Genomic DNA, 6,132 nt, shown 5'->3' on the forward strand with positions numbered 1-6,132 from the left:
AGTCATTGATTTATATAGAAGCAACAAAATAACACCTCTAGCGACGTTCAACGACTGATCCACATTTGTGCTCAATGCACCAAAATCATTCGAACAAGAGTAGAGATTTCCCATCAAAATCAACACTCTTCACTCGAGTTTGAAACACTCGTGCTAAATTTTCCTCCGTTAACACATCGCTGGGGGTACCGCTTTCCTGTAATACGCCTTGTTTGAGTAAAAGCACGCGGTCAGCATGACGCAATGTTCTATTCAAATCATGCGTTGCTACGATGATACTGAGCCCCTTCTGTTTCATATAATCGATTAATTTGTAGAGCATCGCTTCTTGAGCGATATCTAACGGTGCTGATGGTTCATCTAAAAGCAATAACCTTGCTTTGTCATTAAGGCGCGGCCAGACTTGCAAACAACTTCCGACCAATCGGACTCGTTGCCACTCTCCCCCAGAAAGTTCATGAATAGAGCGATGCAATTTATCGCTAATACTCATTAAATCCGCTAATTCTTGCACCGCTGCCGCGACGTTTACGTCATGTACTGAAACGCTATGAGGTATAGAAAGCGCTAAATACTGAAAGAGATCTAAGTTAAAGGCTGGACGCTGACTTTGAGCCAAAAAAGCCCGATATAATGCGAGCTCGGTTAAGGGCAATTGCTCGGTTGGGATACCATCAATCACGACTTCGCCTTGATAGCTAATCATCCCAGCAATGGCATTGAGTAGCGTACTTTTACCACTACCGTTGGGACCTACAACATGCAGGACTTCCCCCGGCTGACAAGTAAATGACAAAGGTAAAAGCCGCTCACTGACATGGATATGATTAACGTGAATCATGATTTTTTACCAACATCCAAATAAAGATAGGTGCGCCTAGCGTTGTTGTAACCACTCCAAGTGGTAATTCCGCTGATTTCAAAGCCAAACGGGCAACAAGATCGGCACTCGTCAATAATAGAGCACCACCCAAAGCTGAGAGGGGCATTAACATTTTATTTTCACTGCCTAACATTAGACGCAGTACGTGAGGGACAACTAACCCTACAAAGCCAATAACACCACCTAGCGCTACCGCACTACCGACTAACACAGACACCGCTAAGATAAGTTGCCAGCGTAACGTTTCAATATTAACGCCCAATTGACGAGCAAAGCTTTCGCCGAGCATTAATTTATCTAAACGATCGCCTTGGCACATTAACCAACCTATCACGGGAATAGTAATAATGCTGAGTGTATGTTGCGGCCAAGTCACCCCACCAACACTGCCCATTAGCCAATACATAAGTTGACGTAAGCTCATGTCATTACTGAAATAAAATGCCCATGTCACTACTGCGCCAGACAAGATACCGAGCGCCACCCCGACCAACAATAAGCGAGAGGTGGTTAATCTCATCGCTCGAGCCATAAAGACCAACAACGCAGTAAAAACGAGTGCTCCAGCCATACACGAAAGCATAAACACGGTGGGAGTCGCGGCAAAAGGGAAGAAAAATAGCACTAACACCATTGCAACGCTCGCACCACCGGAAATACCAACGACTCCAGGCTCAGCAAGCACATTACCTAAAAGAACCTGTAACGTAGCACCAGCAATACCTAATGATGCGCCAATTATCATTGCAGCGAGTAAACGGGGTAAGCGTAAATCCCAGAGTAACCTCGACTCCAGTATAGTGTGTTGGGAAAAAAGCGAAATAAACATGCCACCTACCATTAAGTAGATACAAGCCACCACACATAAAATTAGGATCAAGAGATAAGCTGCGCGTTTCCAGCGCCGCTGTTTTAAGATAATAAGCTGGTTAAAATCCATAGTCGCAGGGTACAAAATAAGAATGGCTCAACCTTAACGTTAAGCCATTTAAATAGAAAGTGATATTTAGGGAAAGGATAACGCTCAGTCGCGTCAGAACGTTATAGGGACAGCATTGCTCTCATCCACTTTAGACCTTTAATCATAAACAATTTGGTCATTCTCGTAACGAATCACCACGTTACATACCATCAACGCAGCTCGCTGACCAATATCGACATGGCGGTTAGGAAACACGATCGCTTCCCCTTCATTTTGTGCCATGAGGGGTTTATCACCATCGTGGCCAAACACTTCTCCATGCATAAAAGAGGTGAAATTTTTGACGTTATCATCGAACAAAAAGCGAAAATCTTCATGTAAGCGCACAATGGTTCGGCTGACACGATATGTCGTTAATTGGTGTTCTGTTTTAGGTAGCTCATCGTTTGCAATGATGGCCATGATCGCGTTACTGAATGCAGAAAATCGTGTCAGATCATTTTGCCCCAGCGGTGCTACTGTCCCCAATTCAATCGTTAATGCTTGAGCCTGCATATACTCCGCGCTATACCAGCTAAACGTGCTGGATGGCGCATTGGATAGCATCAGAGCTTCAATTTCAGCCGATTGCAAAAAATCCACTAGCTTTCGACTGCGAGTCATATGACGTGAACGAGGACTGACGGCAAAAGAGAGATGTTTAGAATCTCTAATTGCGCAATGGAGATCCAAATGCCATCTTGCATCAACGCGAGTGCCTGCAAAAAAATCACTCAACGCTATTTTTAGGTTATCGGCAATAGCAAGTTCTAAGGATGGCTCTTGCGGTTTTTCATCAAATAAGCGATTTAAGTTTGTGTCCAAAAATCGGCTATAGCGATTGGTTGCTTTGGGGTGAGCAATAATGAACAAACAACGTGTTTCTACGGCTAATGACCCATTTTCAATCTTATTAACCCATTGTTCCATCAATTCTAACGGAGCAGTTTCATCACCATGAACTCCAGCCGATATAACCACATGTTGGGTGTTTGGTGTTTGCTGAGCTGGAACCACTTCTAAAATTCCACGTTGATGAAGTTTCAGCGTCACGCCATTTGAGTTTTTACAAACGCTTGGCAGTACTTCCGTAGTCATGTCTAGCGTATCCGCTAAAAATGACTGATGAAACAGTGACGTCATGTGTGACTCCTTTTTTGCACAGCAAACAACAGTAGGTACAGGTTCCCTACAATCAAGCAACTTTATTTTAACGCGTCGATTTAAAACCCTGACATAACAGTATTTTATCACTAACTTTTGCTAACACTCTACGCTGATGTGAACTCTATGTGACCTAGTCCTTAGTTATAAACGTTTCCCACATCAAAGTTCACATCGAGATGTTAGCGTCAACACCGTTTTATTAATTGAGATTCACCCAATTATACGGTTACACCTGCTTCAGCAAAGCTTGCCATTGTATTATAAAACTCGGCAGCAGCTTTAAGCATTGGAACAGCAAGTGCCGCACCAGTACCTTCACCAAGACGTAACCCCAAATCTAAAATAGGATTCGCATCCAATTTACTCAATACCAATTTGTGGCCTGCCTCATGGGATTGATGAGCAAAAATCATCACGTCTTTGCAACTTGGATCGATAAGTGATGCTGCATAAGCGGCTGCGCTGACAATAAAACCATCCACTAACACTGGCACACCGCGCTTTGCAGCACCAATGAAAGCTCCCACCATTTGGACAATTTCAAAACCGCCTAATTCAGTAAGAACCTTATAAGGTTCTGAGGTTTGACAACGTTCGACACCTGTTGCGACTAAAGATACTTTTTTATTGTATTGTTCGTCTGAAATCCCGGTACCACGACCGACACAAGCGTCGGCAGGCTCACCCGATAACGCTGATACGATGGCAGCAGCACTACTGGTGTTCGCAATGCCCATTTCACCAAACATAACTAAATCCGCACCATCATCAATCATCGTTTCAACAAAGCGCTGGCCCAATTCTAATCCTTTTTCCATCTGTTCAGTCGTCATCGCAGGTTGCTCAGCAAAGTTTGCAGTACGATCACCTAAACGCTGGATAAAATAATCAGGATGGTCCGATTCTACCGGAAATAAAATCCCCGTATCGACCACTTTAATCTCGATGTTATTCGCGCGACAAAAGCAGTTTATAGCCGCTCCACCATTGAGAAAATTGACCACCATTTGCTGAGTCACTTCACTTGGAGCAATACTAACGCCAGCATCTGCAATACCATGATCGCCGGCAAAAACAATCGCCATCGGCTTATCGATCTTAATGTTAGTTACGGCTGTGTCTTTGTTCTGGCTTTGAATAAGTGCTAGTTGGAATGCAATATCTTCGATTTGCCCCAAAGAACCGAGAGGCTTGGTTTTTTGATCAATACGAGATTGAATATCAGCACTAAATTGACGATCTAACATGGTTATCTTTCCTATAGAACCGTTATTGCACATAAGCAGCAAGCAGAGCGATCACCAAGTGTCATATTGATAACGCTAACATATCGCGTTTCATCAACGATGATGAAAAAAGTGTCGGCCAAGTAAACTCTTTTTCCTGATTGATTTGGTAATAAGCAGAGCAATTTATGTCATTCACGGAAGTTTCATATATTTACGATAAAGTGTACTCATATCAACGTGGTGAAACCATCATTTATGTTGCATGATAAGTTTTAATAAACAAAGGAATACAAATAATGCTAACAGACAGTCGCTCAAAAAAATCAGTACGAAATAAAAGTAACAAGAAACGCGTACCCCCCATGCCATTTCCACTTCGTTAAACGTCGATAATCGTTATCCAGTAGTTCATAAATGTTCATTCAGCAAAATATGTTGGCGTTTTGCCAATATATTCTGCCGCCTTTCACTAGGTTATTGTTTGCAAAACAGTAAATTGCCCCCTATAGTCTCCCTGTCATTCGTGTTACAACTATTTAGGTGATTACGGATAACGCCACAGGTTGTCCCTTTTTCAAAGGTCATCTAAGTGTTAAGGATGAAGTAGATAATGTTGAATAACGATTTTCCGCGAGCACATAAAGACGATTTCTATGTGTTACTTGCCGGAGCATCAGGCTTAGTAGGCTCTCAAGTGCTAAAAACTCTGCTAAATCAATGTCATTTAGGTGGAGTCTACACATTGAACCGCCGTCCATTACCCCATCAACACCCACGGCTTGTACAGATCGTGGATAGTCACCTATCTGCCATTCCCGACTATATAAAAGGTCACGTTCGTTATGGTGTCATCGCACTTGGTACGACACTAAAACAGGCAGGATCAAAAGATGCGTTAAAAAAGGTAGATGTTGATCTTGTCGTAGATATCGCTAAGCAAATGCAATCGATGGGCGTGACTCATATTGCCGTTGTTTCAAGCTATGGGGCTAACCCGAAATCACACTCTCACTATCTCTGCTGTAAAGGAGTCATGGAACATAAATTGATGAATATAGGTTTTGAACACCTTGTGATTCTCAGACCAGGGCCTCTAAAAGGAGAACGTGAACAGCCTCGCCCTAATGAGTTATGGCTGCAAAAATCCATGAAAATACTGCAGCACTTTTTTATTGGCAATTTGAAAAATTTTGTCCCTATAGACGCACAAGATGTGGCACAAGCATTACTCAAAACATTGCTCGCACCTCACAGTTCATCTGTGTCTATTTTAAATAGTATTGATATGAAGAAGCTTCTCAGAAAATGTGACGAGTGAGTTTTAAAGAGCATACCGATACTCCTCCCCCTCCCTATTTATAACACTCATACCCATACTCAATTTTTGAACTAATCTATACCCAAATGACCTCAAGATGCAGGATTCAGAGCTTCATCAACGAGCCTAGGTCAAGCTCAATCACAGCAGGAATGGTCATTCCCTTTCAAGGTGATTGAGCGCAGAAATAGGTTTGTTGATGAGCTCCCAAAGGGCGAGTTGTATTCGCTCCTAGGCGGTGTTACTGATTTTCTACGTAGAATGACTATGTCTTCAAATCAGTGCCTTGCCTAAGAGTGAATACATTCTCGCTGAAACAGTATCTTGAGGTTACTTGGGTATAACCCTATAGTTCATTAAGAATACCTAAATAAGCATTAACATAAAATGTCATTCTCCTGACATAAATATGACAAAAAAACGGATTTTACAGAGCATTATTCGCCGAATAGTTATGTATGTTTTTATACATAATTCCCAGCAGATATCCCCTCCTCGCATTAGAATCACCACTTCCTATTCAGAATAAAATTCCAAATAAACCCTAACACTAAAGTGTTATTCACCTTATAAT

The 6,132-nt window shown here is 42.3% G+C and carries 5 protein-coding genes; 1 reads left to right on the forward strand and 4 read right to left on the reverse strand.

Features of this window, described 5'->3' with window-relative positions:
- Positions 1-85 precede the first annotated feature (85 nt).
- The 4 genes from btuD to cobT all read right to left on the reverse strand — a co-directional run bounded on the left by btuD (position 86) and on the right by cobT (position 4,291).
- Positions 86-841 carry a vitamin B12 ABC transporter ATP-binding protein BtuD gene (gene btuD, locus F9817_RS12880; RefSeq protein WP_161156142.1) on the reverse strand — a complete coding sequence of 252 codons (756 nt, stop codon included), beginning with the start codon at positions 839-841 and terminating at the stop codon, positions 86-88.
- Positions 828-1,823, reverse strand: coding sequence for a vitamin B12 ABC transporter permease BtuC (gene btuC / locus F9817_RS12885; protein WP_161156160.1), 996 nt, complete (start codon positions 1,821-1,823; stop codon positions 828-830). The genes btuD and btuC overlap by 14 nt, the downstream gene beginning before the upstream one ends.
- A gap of 138 nt (positions 1,824-1,961) precedes the next feature.
- Positions 1,962-2,987 carry a succinylglutamate desuccinylase gene (locus tag F9817_RS12890; protein WP_161156144.1) on the reverse strand — a complete coding sequence of 342 codons (1,026 nt, stop codon included), beginning with the start codon at positions 2,985-2,987 and terminating at the stop codon, positions 1,962-1,964.
- Positions 2,988-3,229: 242 nt separating this feature from the next.
- A complete protein-coding gene (gene cobT, locus F9817_RS12895) occupies positions 3,230-4,291 on the reverse strand; it encodes a nicotinate-nucleotide--dimethylbenzimidazole phosphoribosyltransferase (protein WP_268982044.1) in 1,062 nt (353 codons plus the stop codon).
- Between the two features lie 559 nt (positions 4,292-4,850).
- On the opposite strand from cobT, the gene F9817_RS12900 reads away from it, so the two are divergent.
- Positions 4,851-5,558, forward strand: a complete 708-nt coding sequence (locus tag F9817_RS12900) for an NAD(P)H-binding protein (RefSeq protein WP_161156148.1) — start codon at positions 4,851-4,853, stop codon at positions 5,556-5,558.
- Positions 5,559-6,132 lie beyond the last annotated feature (574 nt).

This window comes from Vibrio eleionomae, from assembly GCF_009874545.1.
GTDB classification, from domain to species: domain Bacteria; phylum Pseudomonadota; class Gammaproteobacteria; order Enterobacterales; family Vibrionaceae; genus Vibrio; species Vibrio nitrifigilis.